We start from the raw sequence: 16,789 nt of genomic DNA on the forward strand, positions 1-16,789 counted from the left end.
CGCCTCGGGCGGGGCGGTGACGCTCATCGTGCCCTCCTGAGGATCCGGCGTGCCTGGCGCACGATCGCCTCGTCGACCATGCGCCCGGCGGAGTCGAGGAGCACCCCCGCCCCCGACGTCTCGAAGCGGTCCACGAGGTCGCGGGCCCGGGCGACCTCCTCGGCCGCCGGGGTGAAGACCTCGTTGACCACCGCGATCTGCGCCGGGTGGACGCAGGCCCGGCCGACATAGCCGAGCCGGGCCAGCGCGAGCGTCGATTCCCGCAGTGCGTCGAGGTCGCGGAAGTCGGTGGAGACGGGAGCGACCGGCGGGTCGATGCCCGCGGCGGCCGAGGCCAGCACCACCTGGGAGCGCACCCAGAGCAGCTCCCGCTCGTCGGGGCCGAGGGTGATGCCCGTGTCCGCGCGCAGGTCGGCCTCGCCGACCTGGAGCCGGGCCACGCGCGGGGCCGCCGCGATCTCCGGGGCACGCAGTACGGCGGCGGCCGACTCCAGGAGCGGGACGACCGGCAGCGTGTCCGCGCCGAGGGAGGTCAGCAGGGCGTCGGTCTCGGCGAGCTCGTCCGCAGTCTCGACCTTGGCGAGGACCAGCCCGGCCAGCGCGGGAACGGCGGCGACGGCCCGCACGTCGGCCGCGCGCAGGTCGCCGGGGTTGACCCGGACCCAGATCTCCACCGGGCCCGGATCGGCCGTCCGCAGCCAGCCGGCCACCGCCTCCCTGGCCGCGTCCTTCCCGGCGGGCGGCACCGCGTCCTCCAGGTCGACGATCAGGGCGTCCGCGCCCCGGCCGAGCGCCTTGGCGAGCTTCTCCGGCGCGTCGCCCGGCACGTACAGGTGGGAGCGGGCGCTCATCAGGCCCACCCGACCTTCGCGTCGCCGCGGGTGAGGGATTTGGCCACGATGGTGCGCAGCACATCGTTGGTGCCCTCGCCGATGCTCATCAGGACCGCGTCGCGGTAGAGCCGCTCCACCTCGTACTCGGTGGAGTAGCCGTACCCTCCGTGGACTTTCAGCGCGTCGATGGCGGCCTGCAGCGCCACCTCCGAACAGAAGATCTTGGCCATGCCGGTCTGCGCGTCGGCCCGGCCGCGCCGTACCTGGTCCGCCGCCCAGTACGCCATGAGCCGGGCGGCCTGGAGCGTCGTGGCCAGCGAGGCGATCTGGAGCTGGACCGCCTGGAAGTCGGCGATGAGCCGTCCGAACGCCTTGCGCTGCCGGGAGTAGGCCAGCGCCTCGTCGTAGGCGCGCTGCGCGATGCCGACCGACCGGGAGGCGATGTTGACCCGGCCCCATTCGAGCGCGGACAGCGCCTGCTGCATGCCCCGGCCCTCGACGCCGCCGAGCAGGTTGGCCGCGGGGACCCGAACGTCGTCGAGCACGATCTCGCAGGACTCGGTGCCCTTGTAGCCCAGCTTCGGGATGTCCTTGGTGACCTGGTATCCGGGGGTGTCGGCGTCGATGAGCAGGATGCTCATCCCGCGGTGCGCCGGGCTCGCGGCGGGATCGGTCTTGACCAGCACCGGCAGCGGGTCGGCGTGCCTGGCGTTGGTGATCCAGGTCTTGGAGCCGTTGACGACGTAATAGTCGCCGTCGCGGCGGGCGACCGTCCTGATGCCCTGCAGGTCGGTGCCCGCGTCGGGCTCGGTGAGGCCGATCCCGGTGCGCCGCGCGCCGGTGGCCAACTCGGGGAGGTAGCGCTCCTTCTGCTCCTCCGTGCCGTGCGTCGCGATCATCCGGCAGGCCAGCGAGTGGCTGCCGAGGATCCCGGCCACGCCCATCCAGCCGCGCGAGATCTCCTCGAAGACGAGCGCGAAGGAGACCGGGTCCAGGTCGAGCCCTCCGTAGCTCTCCGGGATGGTGACGCCGAACAGGCCGAGCTGCCGGAAGCCCTCGACGATCTCCGTCGGGTAGCGGCCCGAGTGCTCCCAGTCCCGGGCGACGGGCACGATCTCCCTGTCGACGAACGCGCGCAGCAGCGCGCGGAACTCACGCTGGTCGTCGTTCAACTCGAAGTCCACGGGTCACCTCTCGGAGGGTACGAAGACGGGCAGGGCGCGCCCGTCGGGCAGCGGGCGCCAGTCGAGGCGGAGCGGGTCGCCGCCGCCCACCTGGTACGGATCGTCGGCGACCACGTTGCTGAGCAGCAGCACACCCTCGGCCAACCGGACCCGCGCCACGACGTAGGGCGGGGTGAAGCCGGGCATCGCCCGCTCGACCACGGTGCACGCGTCGACCTCGGCCGCGCCCGACGCCTCGGTCCAGCCGAGGTCGCGGGCGGAGCCGCACGCGGTGCACAGCGCGCGCGGCGGGTGCTGCGCGTGCCCGCAGGCGCCGCAGCGCTGAACGAGCAGGACGCGCCGCCGGGTGGCCTCCCACCACGGCTCGGTCACCTCGTCGGGCTCGGGCACCTCTCCACTCACCGGCCCGCTCACCGGTCCGCTCACCGGCCCACTCACCGGTCCACCCCCAGCAGGACGGTCGCGTGCGTGGACAGGATCCCGCCGGTGCCGTGCGCGAGCGCGATCTCCGCGCCGGGCACCTGCCGCGCGCCGCACTCGCCGCGCAGCTGCCGTACGGCCTCGACCAGCAGCAGCACGCCGTACTGGCCCGGGTGGCAGTAGGACAGGCCGCCGCCTGAGGTGTCGAGCGGGAAGTCGCCGCCGGGCCGGATCCGGCCTCCGGCGATCCAGTCGAGCGTTTCGCCCCGGCCGCAGAAGCCGAGCGCCTCCAGCGTGAGCACGACGGTGATGGTGAAGGAGTCGTAGACCTCCGCGACGTCCACGTCGCCCGGGGTGAGCCCCGCCCGGGCGAAGGCGGCCCGGCCGGACTCGACCGCGCCGGTCACGGTGAGGTCGTCGACGGCGGTCATCGACGTGTTGGTGGTGCACTCGCCGTAACCGAGCACCCGTACCGGGGGTTTGGGCAGGTCGCGGGCTCGGTCGAGAGAGGTGAGCACGACCGCCCCTCCCCCGTCGGTCACCAGGCAGCAGTCGGCCGTGGTCAGCGGGGTCGACGCCATGGGGGCGGCGAGCACGTCGGCGGCGGTCAACGGCCCCGCGCCGTGCCGGAAGGCCGCCGGGTTGAGCAGCGCCCATTCGCGGGCGGCCACCGCGACCTCGGCCAGCGCCTCGCGGCTCCCGCCGTACCGGTGGAGGTACTGCTGGGCGGCCATCGCGTAGTAGGAGATGGGATAGAGCGGCCCGTAGGGCGTCTCGAACTGCGCCTCCGGCGTGTGCGTCTCGACCACCCCGGCCAGCGAGCGGGACCGGGCGGAGCGCTGGTTGGAGGCGTAGGAGATGACGACCGTCCCGCACTGGCCGGCCTCGATGGCCTGCGCGGCGCGGGCGACGTACATCTCGAACGCGGATCCGCCGGCGAAGGTGGAGTCGGTCCAGGACGGGCGCAGGCCGAGGTAGTCGGCCACCTGCGTCGCGGAGAACCGGGACACGCCCGTGGTGGCCAGCCCGTCGATGTCGGCGAGGGTGAGACCGGCGTCCTCGATCGCCCGGCCGATCGCCTGGGCCTGCAGGCCCAGGATCGACCTGCCGGTGACGCCGAGGTCGCTCTCGGCGGCTCCGACGATCGCCACTCCCGTGCTCGTCGGGCGGGTCGCGGCGCCGGTGGCCCCGCCGCTCACGACACCGCCGCTCACGACACCGCCCCTCACGACACCGCCCCTCACGACACCGCCCCTCACGACACCGCCCCTCACGACACCGCCCCTCACGACACCGCCCCTCACGACACCGCCGCTCACGACACCGCCTCGGCGCGCAGGACGACCTCGGCCCCGGCGGGCTCGACCGCCACCCGCCGCGGCTCGCCGCCGTCGACGACGACGATCCGCTGCTCGACCCGGAGCGTGTCACCGGCGACCGCGATGACCCGTCCGGTGCAGCGGACCGTCTCGCCCGCGAACACGAGGTTCTTGAACCGGAAGTGCAGGCGGCGCACGACGGCGCGGGGGCCGAGCCAGTCCTGGAGCTGCTCGGCGAGCAGCGCGCCGAAGACCTGCCCGTCCACGACCGGCGCGGGCAGCCGCCGCTTCGCCAGGTAGTCGGCGTCATAGTGCAGCCGGTGCCAGTCCCAGGTGGCGCCGGCGTAGGCGACCATGTCGCGCAGCTCGATCGTCCGCTCCAGGGGCGTGACCTCGGAGCCGACCGTCACCTCCGGACCGGTCACGGCTCCTCCTCCGGCGCGACGTGGACGGCGACGTAGATGATGGTCTCCTCGTTCGTGGCGAGCAGTCGGCCGTGCTGGTTGGTGTAGGTGGCGACCGAGGAGACGACGAGCATCTCCTGCCCGGCGGAGGTGCGGCGCTCAGTGACGCCGTCGAGCCGCCAGGCCGCGGTGATCACGTCGTCCGGCCGGACCGGCTCGTGGAAGGTGTAGGTGTTCCCGCCGCGGACCTTCCGGCTGCCAGGGATCTCAATGTGCCAGTCGTGCCCCGCGTAGCCGTCGGCGTCGGGCGGCTGGTCGGCGTACTGGTTGGTCTCGCAGATCAGCGTGGGCGGCGCGATGACGCCGTCGTACCCGTGCCCGCGGGCGTACGCGTCGTCGGTGTAGAGCGGGTTGTCGTCGCCGACCGCGCGGGCGAAGTAGCGGATGGCGGCCCGGCCCAGCTCCTCGGGGGCGGTGTAGGAGACCTCCCTGCCGACGAGGGCGCGGATCTCCTCGGTCATCAGGCTCACGGCAGCACCGCCGTGGGGAAGACCTCGATCAGGAACTCCGGCCGGAGCAGCCCCGCGCAGATCGCGCCGGTGGACGCGGGCCACGGGTCGCGCAGCGCCCGTTTGCGCACGTCGGCGACGCCGCGGTAGGCGGCGAGGCCGCCGGGGCAGACGAACTCGACCGTCGAGAGGAGGTGCTCCGGTCCGGCGCCCGCGGCGTTCAGGACCTGGCGGATCGCGTCGTACGTGACCTCGGCCTGCGCGACCACGTCGTCCGGGTGCAGGACCCGCTGCGTCTCCATGTCCAGCGACGCGAACCCGCTCATCCACAGCATGCCGCCGGCCTTGACGCCGGGGGTGTAGGTGAGGGTGTCGTAGCGGGCCCACCCGGGGTTGACCGCCTCCAGCGGCTGCCGGGACGCGGTGACGTCGAGCGCGACGAGCACGCCGGGGTGGTGCAGCCGGCTCATGAGGATGCCGCCCGCGCCCGGGAAGACCCCCGCGCCGCCGAGCCGCTCCTCGCGGACCACATGCGTACGCCGGTACACGTCGCGGGTGGCCGGCGTCGTGTAGTCGTAGGTCGTGACCGCGGCGTCCAGCGACAGCCCGGCCCCGCGCAGCAGCCGGTCGGCCTGGTCGAGGCAGTAGGCGTACTGGCCGACGAGGTCGCCCTCGTGGACCACGTCGCCGCGCTCGTCGAGGGGCAGCACGGTCGGCAGGAAGACCGCCCCGTCGGGGGCCTCGGCCACACCGTCGGGGAGGGCCGCCGGTCCTCCCTTGCTCGCGTGCACCTCGACCTCGATGAAGGCGGCCGGGCGCAGCAGACGCTCGACGACCACGGTGCCGACCGCCGGGCGGTGCTCCCCGAAGATTTCGGCGCGTACGGCGGCGGCCTCCTGGTAGTGGTCCAGGCCCGTGACCGTGACGTTCTCGATGACGCGGGTGACGTCCGCGAAGGACAGCCCGGCGGCGTCGAGGATCGCGCCGATCTTCGCGTACGCGGTCCTGGCCTGGTCGGCCATGCCGCCGCGCACGACGATGCGCCCCGACTCGGGGTCGTACTCACTCGCGGAGTGACCGGAGAGCCAGGCGTCGTCGCCGTGCGTCAGGCCGAGGGAGAAGGAGTAGCCGTCGTAGCGGAACCACGGGAAGCGGCTCGGGCGGATCGCGTTCAACGTCATTTCTGTCCCTCCGGCACCGGCCGGGCGAGCCGGTCGGCGAGCGCGACGACGGTGGCCAGATCGGGCTCGGCGGCGAGGCCGCGCACCCTGCGGGCCAGCTCGCCCGTCTCCTCCGCCGGGCCTCCGGCGTTGGCGGTGAACTTCGCCTCCAGCGCGGCATCGTCGAGCGGGCGGCCGGGGCCGCCGACGCTGCGGGGCACCCGCCCCTCGACCTCGCGCCCGTCCGCGAGCCGCAGGAGGACGCGCCCGTGCGCGTCGGCGGCCACCCCTTCACCCGAGGTGACGACCGTGCGTACGCGGGCGGCCAGGTCGGCGGCCTCGGTCCGCTCCAGAGAGCCCGGAGCGTACGTCGCGAGCGTGACCTCGCCGTCGAGGAGCAGCGCGGCCACGCTCCACGGCAGCGAGAACTTGGCGTCGTACGGCGTGCGCGGGCGTACCTTGCGCGCCGCGGGCTCGCACACGATGGACGCGCTGTCCGGGTGCACGTCGGCGATCACTTCGGCCACCTCGGCGGCCTGGAATCGCCGCGTGCCCGCCGCGCGCGTCGCAGCGGCGACGGCGTCGAGGGTCGCGTGCATGAGCTGGCAGGCGGGATACGGCTTGATGGTGACGCGGGTGGTCTCCCATGTCTCCCCGAGCCCGCGCGTGACACTCGCGGCGTCCACGTTCCGGCCGGCCAGCGCCGCGTACAGGCCGTTCGGCCCTTCGAGCACGCTGTCCGGCCCGCTCGCGCCGGCCGCCGCGAGCCGCGCGGCGAGGATGCCGGAGGCCGACGCGAAGCCGGGGTGGAGCTGCTTGGTGGACGCACCCGTGGAGAGGAACTCCAGCAGCCCGCCCGCCTGGCTGCCCGCGACGCCGAGCGCGTCGACGGTCGTCCCGGGGCCGAGCCGCAGGAGCCGGGCCGCGACGACCGCCGCGGACAGCACGCCGCAGGTCATGGTCGCGTGCAGCCCGCGGGAGTGGAAGGCGTGCGGCGCGGCGGCGGCGACCCGGCACACCGTCTCGTAGCCCGCCACCGCGGCGGCCAGCACCTCGGCGCCGGACGCGCCGACCTGCTCCCCCACGGCGAGAGCCGCCGGCAGCACCACAGCGGTGGCGTGCACGAGCCCTCCGGCATGGGTGTCGTCGAAGTCGAGCGCGTGGACGAGCGTGCCCGTGGCGAGCGCCGCCGCGACGGCGGATCCCCGCTCGCCGGTGCCGAGCAGCGCCGACTCGGGGGGCCCGCCGAGCCCCCGGGCGACCGTGAGCGCGGGCGCGGCCGTCCCCGCGCGGCCGGCCGCGAGCGCGGTGCCGAACCCATCGAGCAGGTGGCGGCAGGCCGCGTCGCGCACGTTCCCGGGCACGTCGTCGATCCGCAGCCGCGCCGCCCACTCGGCCAGGGCGCGGGCGGCGGTCACGCGGACGCCCCCGCGGCGGACGTCCCAGCGGCGGACGTCCCAGCGGCGGACGCCCCGAACGCGCCCGCCTTCGCCAGCGCCGCCACCTTCTCGTCGTCGTAGCGCAGCAGTTCGCGCGTGACGTGGTCGACGTCCTCGTTGCGCCGGGGGGCACGCCGGTAGGCCGGGCGCTCGTTCCCCACGCGGACCGGGGACGCCACCTGGCGCACCGTGCCCCAGACCGGGTGCTCGGTCTCCACGACCAGGTCCCTGGCCAGGGTGTGCTCCTCGGTCAGCGCCGTCGCGACGTCGTTGATCGGGCCGCACGGGATCGACGCGGCGTACAGCGGCGGCAGCCACTCCGCGACGGTGCGCCGCCGGAAGATCTCTTCGAGCAGGGGAAGCAGGACGTCCTGGTTGTTCCTGCGGTCGGCGAACGTGGCGAACCTCGGGTCGGCCGCCCACTCGGGGTGGCCGACGACCTCGGTGAGCCGCTGCCAGAACTTCTCCTTCGCGCAGCCGACGACGAGCCAGCCGTCCCGCGCCTCGAACGCCTGGAAGGGCACCAGCGACGGGTGGGCGGAGTGCCTCGTCCGCGCGGGGACGAACCCTTCGTTGAGATGCCAGGCCGCGGGGTAGGTCAGCAGCCCGATGGCGGTGTCGTACAGGCTGACGTCGCAGTCCATGCCGACGCCGTCCCTGCGCGCCGCGTGCAGCCCGGCGAGCAGCGAGATCGCCGCCACGAAGCCGCCGGAGTAGTCGACCATCGACAGCCCCGACTTCGTCGGCGGTCCCTCGGGCTCGCCGGTGACGTCCATCCATCCGGCGAGACCCTGCAGGACGTAGTCGTACCCGGGCTCGCTCCGCCGGGGCCCGCTCATGCCGAAACCGGTCAGCGAGCAGCAGACGATCGCGGGGTTGAGGTGCTTCAGGTCGTCGTAGGTGATGCGCATCTTGGCCGGCACGTCGCCGCGCAGGTTGCTGTAGACGGCGTCGCTGACCCGCACGAGGTCCTCGAAGACCGCCCGTCCCTCCTCGGTCCCGAGGTCGAGGGAGAGGCTCCGCTTGCCCCGGTTGAACGCCTCGAAGAACAGCGAGTCCTCGCCCTCGTTGTACGGGGGCACGTAGCGGCCCACGTCACCGCCGACGCGCGGATCCTCGATCTTGATGACCTCGGCGCCGAGGTCGGCCAGGTGGACACTGCCGAACGGGCCGGCGCCGTACTGCTCGACGGCGATGATCCTGACGTCTTCGAGCGGTCTCACGCGCGTCCTCCCGTGATGTCGGCGATGAGCCGGATGATCGATTCCTGCGCCGCCCTGGTCTCCGCCGCGGGCAGGCCGTGCGTCGGCGGGGTCAGCTTGACGGTGTCGGCGAGGCCCTCGTACGCGGCGATCCGGGCGCGCACGTCGTCCGGGCCGCCGGAGAGGGTGACCGCGTCGGCCATCCGGTCCGGCACCGCGTCGCCCAGGTGGTCGGCGCCGCGCCCGGACCTGAATGCCTCGATCACGCCAGCCTGCTCCTCGGCCAGCCCGTGGAAGGCGAAGAAGTCGGCGTAGCTGCGCACGCTGGCGTAGAACCCGACGAGCCCCGCCGCGCGACGGCGCGCGACGGACGCGTCGGCGTCCACGGAGCAGCAGGCGGAGACCACGAGGTCGAGGTCGCCGCGTTTCTTGCCGGGCGCCTTCGCGAGCCCCGCCTCCACCTCCGGAAGGATGCGCTCGGCGAGGTACGCCGGGGAGCAAAGCTCGTGCGAGATCCAGCCGTCGCCGATCTCGGCGGCGAGCCTGGTCATGGCCGGCCCGACCGCCGCGAGGTAGACCGGGATGTCGGTGCGGACGACCGGGAACGGGCGGCGGTAGCCGCGGATCCGCATCGGGGCGTGCTCACCGTCGAGGAGCATCGGCTCGCCGGTGGTGCAGTTGGCCCAGAAGTGCCGGATGTCGCGGACGGTCTCGCGGAGGCGGCCGACCGGCTTGCCCCAGGCGACGTTGTGCCAGTCCTCGTTGAGGCGCGGCACGCCCGTGCCCAGTCCGAGAACGAACCGGCCGCCGCACAGCTCGTCGAGGTCGAGCGCCTCCAGCGCGGTGACCATGGGGCTGCGGGTGAATGCGAGCGCGATAGCCGTGCCGACCCCGGTGGCGTGGGTTGCCCGGGCCAGCGCCGCCGCCGAGCCGAAGGCACTGCGGTGCATCTCCGGGACCCAGACGACCTCGGCCCCGGCCCGCTCGGCCGCGCGCGCCGCGTCCGCGAGTTCCTCCAGGGTCTCGCCCCAGGGACCGTACGTGATGCGCATCAGTCCTCCAGGGTGAGCGGCTGCTCGGCGGTGGGGAAGACGTCCTCGACCTGCTCGGCGTCGCGGCGGTAGACGTAGAACGTCCGCTTGAAGGAGCAGACCTCCTTGCCGTCCTGGTTGACGGTCCGGGTGCGGACGGTGACGATGCCCGCGTGCGGGCGGCTGGCCGACTCGCGCTTCTCCAGCACGATCGACTCACTCCACAGCGTGTCGCCGGCGAACACCGGATGGGTCATCCGGATGTCGTCCCAGCCAAGGTTGGCGAACGCGTTCTGCGTGAGGTCGGTGACGCTCTGCCCGACGGCGATCGCCACCGTGAGGGTGGAGACGACGAGCGGCCGGCCGAACTCCGAACGCGCCGCGTACTCGGAGTTGAAGTGCATCTGGTTGGTGTTCATCGTCAGCAACGTGAACCAGGTGTTGTCGGCCTCGGACACCGTCCTGCCGAGCGGATGCTGATAGATGTCGCCGATCTCGAAGTCCTCGAAGAACCGGCCTTGCCACCCGGGCCTGACACCCATTGACGCTCCTTACCCAGAGCTGTCCGTTATGTGGCAGAGCCTAAAGGTCTGACTATTTAGGGGTCAAGGTTTTGTTCCGCTCTGAGCAACAGCGTTCCAGGCTTGTGGTCTCAGTCAGCAGGGCGCGCACCTCCAGCAGATTCGCGACCGAGCCCGAGTCCGTGAACAGTGCGAGGCTGCCCCCTCCTCGCGACGCACCCATCTGGATCCGCGCTCGCGACGGGCAGGTCAGACACTCCCTAACCACAGCGGGTGGGACATTCCGCCTTGTGTTTCACTGGTCGAAACATTGTTTCAGATAGTTGCGCAGGAGAGACTCGCGCGGGTAAAGCTTGACCGTCGCGACCCCCCGACGCGAAGGGACCCACATGGCCGACTATCTGATCGTTGGAGCGGGATCGGCCGGGTGCGTGCTGGCCGCCCGCCTCTCCGAAGACCCCCGCGTCCGGGTGCTGCTGATCGAGGCGGGCGGCTCTGATCGCAACCCGCTGTACCACGTTCCGAAGGGGTTCGGAAAGCTCTTCGACGACCCGGGGAAGGTCTGGCACTACCCGACGCTCCCGTTCGGCCCGGACGGCCAGGGCGAGATCTGGCCCCGCGGAAGGGTCCTCGGCGGATCCAGTTCGATCAACGGGATGGTCTACAACCGCGGCCAGCGCGCCGACTACGACGAGCTCGTGCGACTGGGCAACCCGGGCTGGGGCTGGGACACCATCCTGCCGATCTTCCGTGCGATCGAGGACAACGCGCTTGGGCCGTCGGAGACCCGGGGCGCGGGCGGTCCGCTGCACGTGTCGCCCCCGCGCGACCCGGATCCGCTATGCGAGGAGATGATCGCCGCCGGAACCGCGCTGGGCCTGACCGCCATGCGAGACGTCAACGAGTCCGAGGGCGAGCGCGTCGGGCACGCGATGGCGACCATCAAGGACGGACGGAGGGTCAGCGCGGCCAGAGCGTTCCTGCGGCCCGTACGCGATCGGCCCAACCTCACCGTCGTCACCGGCACGCTGGTGACCGAGCTGCTGTTCGACGGGGACACGGCCGTCGGCGTGCGCGCCAGGAACGCCGGTGGCGGTGTGGTGGAGTACCGCGCCGACCGGGAGGTCATCCTCTGTCTCGGCAGTCTGGGCACGCCGAAACTGCTGCAGTCGTCGGGAATCGGGCCGTCGGAGGTGCTGCGCGCCGCCGGTGTGGGGGTCCGGCTGGATCGCGCCGCCGTCGGCTCGCGTATGCGCGAGCACCGGTGTCTCGCGCTGAAGTTCCGGCTGAAGGAGGACCTCGGCTACAACCGGTCGCTCTCGACGCCGGCCCGGCAGGGCGCCACCGCGCTGAAGTACCTGCTGAACCGCAAGGGACCGCTCGCCGCGCCCGCGTACGACGTGATCGCCTTCCTCAAGAGCCGCCCGGACCTGGACCGGCCGGACGCCCAGTTGCTGATGGGGCCATGGTCCGTCGCCACGTACAAGGCGGGCGAGACGGTCACCGTCGAGAGGCCGCCCGGCGTGTCGGTGGTCGCGGAGGTGCTCCGCCCGACCTCAGAGGGCAGCGTGGCCATCACGTCCGCGGACCCCGGCGCGCCGCTGCGCGTCGATCCCAACTACTTCGACACCGACCACGATCGCCGGGTGGCGGCCGACCTGTTCCGCCGGATGCGCGAGTTCTTCGCGCAGGAGCCGATCGCGTCGCGACTGGCGCACGAGACGTTCCCGGGGGCCGGAGTGCGGTCGGACGAGGAGATCGTCGACGCGGCGCTGGGCGGAGGTTACTGCGGCTACCACGCGATCGGCACCTGCGCCATGGGTCCGGACGAGGACGACGTGGTCGACTCACGGCTGCGGGTGAGAGGCGTGGACAACCTGCGCATCGTCGACTGTTCGGTGCTGCCGGTCATGGTGTCCGGCAACCTCAACGGGCCCATCATGGCGATGGCCTGGCACGCCGCGGATCTCATCCTCGGCAAGGCCTCCTCGTCCGCGACCGGCTGAACACAGTGAGGGCGAGGAAGGCGGATGCCCTCCTCGCCCTGTGGCCGTTCTGCGTGGTTGTGTGTGGTTCTGCGTGGTGCTTCCGGAGGGGGACCGGTCACTGGTCCTCTGGAGTCACCACCACGACGTTGTCCCGGCCGGTCCGGTCGCCGCGGTCACCGTGAATGACGCCGTTGCCGTCACCGCCACCGCCACCGCCGAAGCGGCTCTTGTTGATCGGCTGGAAGGGCGTGGCCTTGACACCCCTCAGCGCGGCGATCATGGTGTCCTTCCAGATCGGACCGGGGATCGTGGCTCCGAAGACCGATGGGTAGTAGGCGCCGCCGATGGTGACGCGGTTCAGCTTGTGCGCCGTCGAGCCGCGCGGGTCGCCGATGCTCACCGCGCCGGCGAGGTCCGGCGTGAAACCGGCGAACCATGCGGTGGCCTGCTCGTCGGTGGTGCCGGTCTTGCCCGCCGCGTCGCGGCCGATGCCGCCCACCCCGCGCATCGTGCCCTTGGTGAAGACACCCGACAGGATGTGCGCCGTGGCGTCGGCGACCTCCGGGTCCAGCGCCTCGCGGCACTGGGGCTGGTAGTCGGTCACCTTGCCGTTCCGGTCGGTGATCTGGGTGATCGCCATGGGCGCGCAGTACTTCCCGCGCGCCCCGATCGCGGCGTAGGCGGTGGCGACGGTCACCGGGTCCATCTCGTTGATGCCGAGGGTGAAGGTCTCGAACTCCTGCAGCGGGAGGCCGTCGGAGCGCTTGATGCCCAGCGACTTGGCGGTCTGCACGGTGTCGCACAGGCCGACGCGCTGCTCCAGCTCCATGAAGAAGGTGTTGACCGACCCCCAGGTGCCCGTCTGGAGAGTCTTGAAGCCGCCGCCGCCCTCGTCGTTGGTGACGGTGTGCTCCGGGGCGCCGATGTTCTCGCCCTTGCAGTTCTTGAAGGTGGAGTATCCGGGAGCGCGGTATCCGGCGCCGACGGTGAACCCATCGTTGATCTTCATGCCCTTCTTGAGGGCCGTGATCAGCGTGAAGGTCTTGAACGTCGAACCGGCCTGGAAGCCGACGCCGCCGCCGTGCGCCTTGTCGGCCACGACGTTGAACGACATCTCGTGCCTGCGCTCGTTGTTGCCGAACTTGCGGCTCGCCGCCATCGCCTTGATCATGCCGGTGCCGGGCTGGACCAGCGCCTCGGACGCGACGGCGTTGTCCGACGCGTGCACCCGCTTCCTGATCGCCCGCTCGGCCGCGGCCTGCATCTTGGGGTCGATCGTCGTCTTGATGGTCAGGCCGCCCCGGTTGAGGAACTGGGTGCGGGCCTTCTCCGTCTTGCCGAAGCGCGGATTGTTGAGGATCTCGTTCCGGACGTACATGCAGAAGTACGGATAGGGGCTCGCGCCGCAGCCGCCGGGCCGGGGCGTCCCCTTGTAGCCCAGCTTCTTGGCCTTGGCCGCTTTGGCCTCCTCCGGCGTGATCTTGCCGAGCTCCGCCATCCGGTCGAGGACCACGTTGCGCCGTTGGAGCAGCCGCTTCTGGTTGTTCCGGCCGCCCTCGGGATCGGTGCTGTTCGGCAACTGCACGGCCCCCGCCAGAGTCGCCGCCTGCGCCAGATCGAGCTCGGACGCGTTCACCCCGAAGAACCGCTTGGCCGCGGCCTGCACGCCGTTGGCCCCCGCGCCGAAGTAGGCGATGTTCAGGTACTTCTCCAGGATCTGGTCCTTGCTGTACTTCTGCTCGACCGCCATCGCGTAGCGCAGTTCGTTCAGCTTGCGCGCGTAGCTCGCCTCAAGGGCCTTGTTCTTGTCCTTCGTGCTGACCGCGGTGTTGAGGAGCACCTGCTTGACGTACTGCTGGGTGATGCTGGAACCGCCCTGGGCGACCCCGCCCGAGGAGAGGTTCTTCGCGAGGGCCCGTATGGTGCCCTCGATGTCGATCGCGCCGTGCTCGTAGAACCGGTAGTCCTCGATCGAGACGATCGCCTTCTTCATCACGTCGGCCACCTGGCTGAGCGGGATGACCTCGCGGTACTCCTCGTAGAACTGCGCGATCTGGTTGCCCCGGGCGTCCAGAACCGTCGTCTTCTCGGCCAGCGGGGGCTCCTTGAGGTCCTCCGCCTTGAGGTTCAGCCCGTCCGACGCCGTGAGGATCACCGCACCCGTGCCCCCGACCGCCGGAAGCGCGAGAGCGGCGACCAGCAGCCCCGCGACCGCGGCCGCTCCCACCAGACGCACGGCGTTCTTCCCGACCGACTTCCGGGGTTTGGGCTCGTGCGCTCTACGCCAGCCCGACGCGTCGCCCTGGCCGGGCTCGTCGAAGATGTTCACCGGACGCTCGCCCGCACCGTGCCGTCCACCCACCCGGCCCACCGGCCGTCGGCCGGCGGATCCGCCAGGTGCTCCTGTACGGGCACGCCCGTCAGGAGCCGTCCGACGGTCGTGTACATAATTCTCCCCTATCAGAATTAGGACGAAGCCCTAAACCTATAGGCGAGATGGAATCAATGTGCAACTTCGCCGAGTTTGTAGGGATCAAGGGCGGTATCGCCACAGATGCCGCGCCTATAGGCAGCGGATCCAGCCGACCATGGGATACGAGCCTTTGCCGTCCGGGAGGCGAACCTCCAGGTAGCCGGCCTCGACCGGTACGCCGTGGGCCTGCCCGTCCTCGTCTCCCTTGAGGCACGCGGGCCGCCCTCCGACGGTGATGTTCCCGCCGCGGTCCGCCCAGACGATGTGCGCGGGCAAGAGCACACCCGACCCTTTCTCGATCATGAATGTCCCGCTGCCGTCACTCTTGACGTGGGCCGTCCCGTAGGCATACGTCAGCCTCTTCGAGCCGAACGGCAGGTTGTCCGCAACGAGAGCACCGGTGAGCGCGGCGATCACGAGGAACACGGCGAACAGCGCGGGATGGAGCCTGACCCGGCGAGCGGAGATCTGGACACGGGGAAGCGTCATGCCCGGACTGTACGGCGATCACAGGGATCACGACCATCAGGACCATCAGGACGATCGGAACTATTGGAACTATTGGCCATCGGAACTACCGGGGCCGTCACGGCACGCCCTTCACAACCATCGCAACGATCATGGCGCCCTGTTCCCCGCACGTCCGATGCGCTCTTTCGCGCGGGCCGTGTTGACCGCGAGAATCCCGAGGCGGGTCGGTGACGGCCCTGGACCTGACGGACGGTGCCATGCACGCCGCGCACCCGGATGCGATCCCTACTGGGACACGGCGTTCGCCGGCTCCGCTTCCGGCCAGGTGGTGAAGCCCACTCCATCCCCGGCCAGACGGTAAGCCGACTCCGCGCCTGGCCAGACGGCGAAGCCGGCTCCATGCTCCCTGGCCCAGTCGGCGAAGGAAGCCGTGACATAGCCGGCGATCTTCGCCTGCCGCTCCACCTTGCTGACGCGCCTCACGGTGATGGCCTTTCCTGCCACCTGGGCGAGGATGTCGAGCTGCGCGGAGACGGCAGGGAGACGGCACGGAGACGGCACGGAGACAGCGCGGAGACGGCGCGGGGACAGCACGGAGACAGCGCGGAGACAGCGCGGATTGCACGCCCTCGATCCCTGTAGGCACAATTCGTCGGCGCGTTTACCCACGGGCGAAATATGTTGTGAACGGACAGAGCCGTCGAAAGCGTGGAGATGATGACAGAAGGCGAAGTAGTTCGCGCTCGTCGTATTGGGGCGAGAGCCCGGATCGGTGTGATTCTGGCGCTGGCGTCTTTGGTGAACTACCTCGCGTGGCTGGGGTGGGACCAGGAACGGGATATCGAGCCGGACGGTAGTCTCAGCGGCCCCTATCAGCCGTGGCAGGTGGCCGGGTTGGTGATCGTCCTGGGCATCCTCGCCGCGTTCGCTGGGCGGCGCGACCATCCGGGGATCGGCACGCTGAGTATTGCGGGTGTGATGTGGTTGTCCTGGTCGGTCAATGCCGCGCTTTCGGACAACAGCGGCCTGTGGAGCGTGGGTGCGGTGGCATTGCTTCCTGCCGTCTTCTTCGGCGTCGGTCTCGTCGCGTTCTTGACGGCTCCGCGCAAGACGGTAAGTCAGGAAGTCCAGCGCGATGATTGACCGATACAGGACGACCCGCGTACGTGGCGTTCGCGGAACTCATCGGCACACGCGTCGCGGCGGTAGCGCCGGCGTAGAACGCGGTCAGAACCTCCGACACGGTCGAGGCGCTGATCGCTCTCACGGCGATCACGGACGCTTCACCCAGCTCGGTACGGAGGCCGTTGCCGGAGCGGATCAGGTTCACGTACCCGGCCCTCAGACCTCGGGCCGGACCACCGCTTTCACGGCCTCACGACGGACGCACGGTGACGCCGGTCAGCCAGCGGCGCGTCTCACCGGCGGAGCTCAGGCGGACGACGACGACCCGCGAATGCCGGGCGATGCGCTCCAGGGTGTCCCTACTGCCGGCGGAACTCATGCGGGTAGTTCGGCACGTTGACCCCGCGAGTTCGAGCCTTCCACGCAGACGAAACCAGCTCGCGGCCATCGGTGGTACTCGTCGGTGGTGGTTGCCGGCGTCGGTGGTGGTCGTCGTCGTTGGCGGCGTTGACGGTGGTGGTGGTGGTTGCCGACGTCGGTGGTGGTTGCCGGCGTCGGTGGTTGCCGGCGTCGGCGTCGGTGGTTGCCGGCGTCGGTGGTGGTTGGTGATCAGCGTCTGCTCACCCAGGGCCGGGCACGCAATTTGGGATAGCGATGGAACCGCATGGACACGGTGCCGTCGCCCTGATCGATGATCTCGACCTTGTCCG

The 16,789-nt window shown here is 71.2% G+C and carries 18 protein-coding genes; 2 read left to right on the top strand and 16 right to left on the bottom strand.

Annotation, left to right across the window (positions count from 1 at the left end):
- Nucleotides 1-23: 23 nt before the first annotated feature.
- The 11 genes from QSK17_RS25005 to QSK17_RS25055 all read right to left on the bottom strand — a co-directional run bounded on the left by QSK17_RS25005 (nucleotide 24) and on the right by QSK17_RS25055 (nucleotide 10,043).
- Entirely contained in the window at nucleotides 24-851 is an 828-nt protein-coding gene (locus tag QSK17_RS25005; RefSeq protein ID WP_285707675.1) for an HpcH/HpaI aldolase/citrate lyase family protein, read from the bottom strand.
- Nucleotides 851-2,017, bottom strand: a complete 1,167-nt coding sequence (locus tag QSK17_RS25010; protein WP_285707677.1) for an acyl-CoA dehydrogenase family protein — start codon at nucleotides 2,015-2,017, stop codon at nucleotides 851-853. The genes QSK17_RS25005 and QSK17_RS25010 overlap by 1 nt, the downstream gene beginning before the upstream one ends.
- Nucleotides 2,018-2,020: 3 nt before the next feature.
- Complete coding sequence (locus QSK17_RS25015; RefSeq protein ID WP_285707678.1) at nucleotides 2,021-2,443, bottom strand: Zn-ribbon domain-containing OB-fold protein; 423 nt, start codon at nucleotides 2,441-2,443, stop codon at nucleotides 2,021-2,023.
- An 8-nt stretch (nucleotides 2,444-2,451) separates the two neighbouring features.
- Nucleotides 2,452-3,651, bottom strand: a complete 1,200-nt coding sequence (locus tag QSK17_RS25020) for an acetyl-CoA acetyltransferase (protein ID WP_285707679.1) — start codon at nucleotides 3,649-3,651, stop codon at nucleotides 2,452-2,454.
- 101 nt (nucleotides 3,652-3,752) lie between these two features.
- Nucleotides 3,753-4,181, bottom strand: coding sequence for a MaoC/PaaZ C-terminal domain-containing protein (locus QSK17_RS25025; protein ID WP_285707680.1), 429 nt, complete (start codon nucleotides 4,179-4,181; stop codon nucleotides 3,753-3,755).
- On the bottom strand, nucleotides 4,178-4,681 hold the full coding sequence (locus tag QSK17_RS25030; protein ID WP_285707695.1) for an FAS1-like dehydratase domain-containing protein: 504 nt from the start codon (nucleotides 4,679-4,681) through the stop codon (nucleotides 4,178-4,180). Before QSK17_RS25030 ends, QSK17_RS25025 begins: the two co-directional genes overlap by 4 nt.
- A gap of 5 nt (nucleotides 4,682-4,686) precedes the next feature.
- On the bottom strand, nucleotides 4,687-5,850 hold the full coding sequence (locus QSK17_RS25035) for a RidA family protein (RefSeq protein WP_285707681.1): 1,164 nt from the start codon (nucleotides 5,848-5,850) through the stop codon (nucleotides 4,687-4,689).
- Nucleotides 5,847-7,247, bottom strand: coding sequence for an MmgE/PrpD family protein (locus tag QSK17_RS25040; protein ID WP_285707682.1), 1,401 nt, complete (start codon nucleotides 7,245-7,247; stop codon nucleotides 5,847-5,849). Before QSK17_RS25040 ends, QSK17_RS25035 begins: the two co-directional genes overlap by 4 nt.
- Nucleotides 7,244-8,491 carry a CaiB/BaiF CoA transferase family protein gene (locus QSK17_RS25045; RefSeq protein ID WP_285707683.1) on the bottom strand — a complete coding sequence of 416 codons (1,248 nt, stop codon included), beginning with the start codon at nucleotides 8,489-8,491 and terminating at the stop codon, nucleotides 7,244-7,246. The genes QSK17_RS25040 and QSK17_RS25045 overlap by 4 nt, the downstream gene beginning before the upstream one ends.
- Nucleotides 8,488-9,522: an LLM class flavin-dependent oxidoreductase gene (locus QSK17_RS25050; RefSeq protein WP_285707684.1), complete on the bottom strand. Its 1,035-nt coding sequence runs from the start codon at nucleotides 9,520-9,522 to the stop codon at nucleotides 8,488-8,490. Before QSK17_RS25050 ends, QSK17_RS25045 begins: the two co-directional genes overlap by 4 nt.
- Nucleotides 9,522-10,043: a MaoC family dehydratase gene (locus QSK17_RS25055; protein WP_285707685.1), complete on the bottom strand. Its 522-nt coding sequence runs from the start codon at nucleotides 10,041-10,043 to the stop codon at nucleotides 9,522-9,524. Before QSK17_RS25055 ends, QSK17_RS25050 begins: the two co-directional genes overlap by 1 nt.
- Before the next feature lie 368 nt (nucleotides 10,044-10,411).
- Between QSK17_RS25055 and QSK17_RS25060 the strand changes: the two genes are divergently transcribed.
- Nucleotides 10,412-12,028 carry a GMC family oxidoreductase gene (locus QSK17_RS25060; RefSeq protein WP_285707686.1) on the top strand — a complete coding sequence of 539 codons (1,617 nt, stop codon included), beginning with the start codon at nucleotides 10,412-10,414 and terminating at the stop codon, nucleotides 12,026-12,028.
- Between the two features lie 97 nt (nucleotides 12,029-12,125).
- Here QSK17_RS25060 and QSK17_RS25065 read toward each other — a convergent pair whose 3' ends face one another.
- The 4 genes from QSK17_RS25065 to QSK17_RS25080 form a co-directional block, all read right to left on the bottom strand.
- Nucleotides 12,126-14,339, bottom strand: a complete 2,214-nt coding sequence (locus QSK17_RS25065) for a transglycosylase domain-containing protein (protein WP_352231841.1) — start codon at nucleotides 14,337-14,339, stop codon at nucleotides 12,126-12,128.
- Nucleotides 14,336-14,458 (bottom strand): hypothetical protein, encoded by a 123-nt coding sequence (locus QSK17_RS25070; RefSeq protein ID WP_285707687.1) that lies wholly within the window; start codon nucleotides 14,456-14,458, stop codon nucleotides 14,336-14,338. Before QSK17_RS25070 ends, QSK17_RS25065 begins: the two co-directional genes overlap by 4 nt.
- A 115-nt stretch (nucleotides 14,459-14,573) precedes the next feature.
- Nucleotides 14,574-14,972 (bottom strand): hypothetical protein, encoded by a 399-nt coding sequence (locus QSK17_RS25075; protein ID WP_285707688.1) that lies wholly within the window; start codon nucleotides 14,970-14,972, stop codon nucleotides 14,574-14,576.
- Between the two features lie 267 nt (nucleotides 14,973-15,239).
- A complete protein-coding gene (locus QSK17_RS25080; protein ID WP_285707689.1) occupies nucleotides 15,240-15,515 on the bottom strand; it encodes a hypothetical protein in 276 nt (91 codons plus the stop codon).
- A gap of 213 nt (nucleotides 15,516-15,728) precedes the next feature.
- Between QSK17_RS25080 and QSK17_RS25085 the strand changes: the two genes are divergently transcribed.
- On the top strand, nucleotides 15,729-16,097 hold the full coding sequence (locus QSK17_RS25085; RefSeq protein WP_285707690.1) for a hypothetical protein: 369 nt from the start codon (nucleotides 15,729-15,731) through the stop codon (nucleotides 16,095-16,097).
- 232 nt (nucleotides 16,098-16,329) lie between these two features.
- On the opposite strand, the gene QSK17_RS25090 is transcribed toward QSK17_RS25085, so the two are convergent.
- Nucleotides 16,330-16,458 carry a hypothetical protein gene (locus QSK17_RS25090; protein ID WP_285707692.1) on the bottom strand — a complete coding sequence of 43 codons (129 nt, stop codon included), beginning with the start codon at nucleotides 16,456-16,458 and terminating at the stop codon, nucleotides 16,330-16,332.
- Nucleotides 16,459-16,789 lie beyond the last annotated feature (331 nt).

Origin of the sequence: Microtetraspora sp. NBRC 16547 (genome assembly GCF_030268965.1) — a bacterium.
Taxonomy (GTDB): Bacteria; Actinomycetota; Actinomycetes; order Streptosporangiales; family Streptosporangiaceae; genus Microtetraspora.

What these genes read in the sequence shown, in the direction of transcription:
- QSK17_RS25005 (WP_285707675.1), bottom strand. Translation starts at nt 851, where the DNA reads ATGAGCGCCCGCTCCCACCTGTACGTGCCGGGCGACGCGCCGGAGAAG.
- QSK17_RS25030 (WP_285707695.1), bottom strand. Translation starts at nt 4,681, where the DNA reads ATGACCGAGGAGATCCGCGCCCTCGTCGGCAGGGAGGTCTCCTACACC.
- QSK17_RS25035 (WP_285707681.1), bottom strand. Translation starts at nt 5,850, where the DNA reads ATGACGTTGAACGCGATCCGCCCGAGCCGCTTCCCGTGGTTCCGCTAC.
- QSK17_RS25050 (WP_285707684.1), bottom strand. Translation starts at nt 9,522, where the DNA reads ATGCGCATCACGTACGGTCCCTGGGGCGAGACCCTGGAGGAACTCGCG.
- QSK17_RS25055 (WP_285707685.1), bottom strand. Translation starts at nt 10,043, where the DNA reads ATGGGTGTCAGGCCCGGGTGGCAAGGCCGGTTCTTCGAGGACTTCGAG.
- QSK17_RS25060 (WP_285707686.1), top strand. Translation starts at nt 10,412, where the DNA reads ATGGCCGACTATCTGATCGTTGGAGCGGGATCGGCCGGGTGCGTGCTG.
- QSK17_RS25070 (WP_285707687.1), bottom strand. Translation starts at nt 14,458, where the DNA reads ATGTACACGACCGTCGGACGGCTCCTGACGGGCGTGCCCGTACAGGAG.
- QSK17_RS25075 (WP_285707688.1), bottom strand. Translation starts at nt 14,972, where the DNA reads ATGACGCTTCCCCGTGTCCAGATCTCCGCTCGCCGGGTCAGGCTCCAT.
- QSK17_RS25090 (WP_285707692.1), bottom strand. Translation starts at nt 16,458, where the DNA reads ATGAGTTCCGCCGGCAGTAGGGACACCCTGGAGCGCATCGCCCGGCAT.